The sequence below is a fragment of the Methylophaga sp. UBA1464 genome, from assembly GCF_002325665.1.
In the GTDB taxonomy this organism is placed as follows: domain Bacteria; phylum Pseudomonadota; class Gammaproteobacteria; order Nitrosococcales; family Methylophagaceae; genus Methylophaga.
On sequence record NZ_DCSO01000078.1, the window covers coordinates 8,408 to 9,977 of the forward strand.

A 1,570-nucleotide genomic window follows, 5' to 3' on the forward strand; every position below is an offset into this window, starting at 1 on the left:
CCAAAAGCCGATAAGCAAATCGAGCAAGCCCGGAAATCGGCTAGCTAAGTAAAAAAAGTTAAAGAGGTTCACATGCTAACAGCAACCAATCCGTTCACTGGAGAGAAAATCGACAGTTTTCCCTGCCTGACTAAAAATGAAATGTATGCACGTATTGGTGAAGCCAATGCGGCTTTTGCCGAATGGAGTGACAGAAGTTTTAATGAACGTGGCGAAGTATTGCATGCCGTTGCCAAACAATTACGCGCCGAAAAACATGATCTGGCACAACTGATGGCATTGGAAATGGGTAAGCCGATTAAAGAAGGGATACCGGAAGTTGAAAAGGCCGCGCTTTGTGCAGAGTTTTATGCCGAAAATGCTGAAAGGTTTCTCGCTCGGGATACCATCGCTTCAGATGCATCACTTAGCTACGTCTGCTATCAGCCATTAGGAACTTTACTGGGCATTCTGCCCTGGAATGCACCGTTATGGCTGGCATTTCGCTATCTGGCACCAGCTTTAATGGCAGGCAATACTTGCGTCATGAAGCATGATCCAAATGTCCCGCAAACCGCCCAGGCCATCGCCAATGCTTTTATTAAAGCTGGTGCACCGGAAAATATTATGGTGAATCTGCCATTAGAAACCCCCGAGGTTGAATTAGCCATTCGTGACCCACGCATCATGGCTATTTCGTTTACCGGTTCGGGTGGGGCAGGTCGGAAAGTAGCCGAAATAGCCGGCAGTGAAATCAAACCCTGTGTACTCGAACTGGGTGGATCGGATCCCAGTATTATTCTTGCAGATGCAGATCTGGAAACAGCTGCCGATGTGGTCTGTCTTTCACGGGTGATTAATGCCGGTCAATCGTGTATTGCTGCCAAACGTATTATTGTCGAAGCTGAAATCTATAATCATTTTATAGACTTACTTTCAACACGACTGAGCAAATTGCAATTGGGTGACCCATTGCAGCCCAATACTGATATCGGGCCGATTGCCCGTAAAGATCTGCAATTGAATCTGCATCGGCAGGTTGAAGATACGGTAGCCGCAGGCGCTAAATGTCTACTGGGAGGCGAACTGCCAGATGCTGAAGGGTTTTTCTATCCGGTCACTTTATTGACTGACGTTACACCAACCATGTGTGCATTTCGTGAAGAAACCTTCGGTCCGATTATGGCGGTAATAAAAGCCGAAAATCACGAACATGCGTTAGAACTGGCGAATGACACCGAATATGGTCTGGGAGCCAGTGTCTGGACCAGAAATAGCGAATTAGCCAGCCATTTGGCGATGCAATTGCAAGCTGGACAGGTCGCGATTAACGGCATAGTCAAAACCGATCCACGCTTACCTAGCGGTGGCATCAAAGGTTCAGGTTATGGCCGGGAATTGGGACCGCATGGAATTCATGAATTTGTGAATGCCAAACAGGTGTGGATTAAATAATTTGCTAACGGGGGTGACACCAATGTGTTCACCCCCATTAAGTTCAACGTTGCTGAATTTGTGAAGCCAGTTGCTCTGCCAGCTTATCCAGATTGCTACCTAATGCACGAACCAGAGCTGGATAACCATCGGTAGC

Annotated in this window: 1 protein-coding gene; it reads left to right on the forward strand. The window is 47.2% G+C overall.

Annotated features, from left to right (window positions below; translation table 11 throughout):
• Positions 1-72: 72 nt before the first annotated feature.
• On the forward strand, positions 73-1,434 hold the full coding sequence (locus B3O33_RS09785; protein WP_292361565.1) for an NAD-dependent succinate-semialdehyde dehydrogenase: 1,362 nt from the start codon (positions 73-75) through the stop codon (positions 1,432-1,434).
• Positions 1,435-1,570 lie beyond the last annotated feature (136 nt).

Coding starts and splice junctions, on each gene's coding strand:
- B3O33_RS09785 (WP_292361565.1), top strand. CDS start 73: ATGCTAACAGCAACCAATCCGTTCACTGGAGAGAAAATCGACAGTTTT.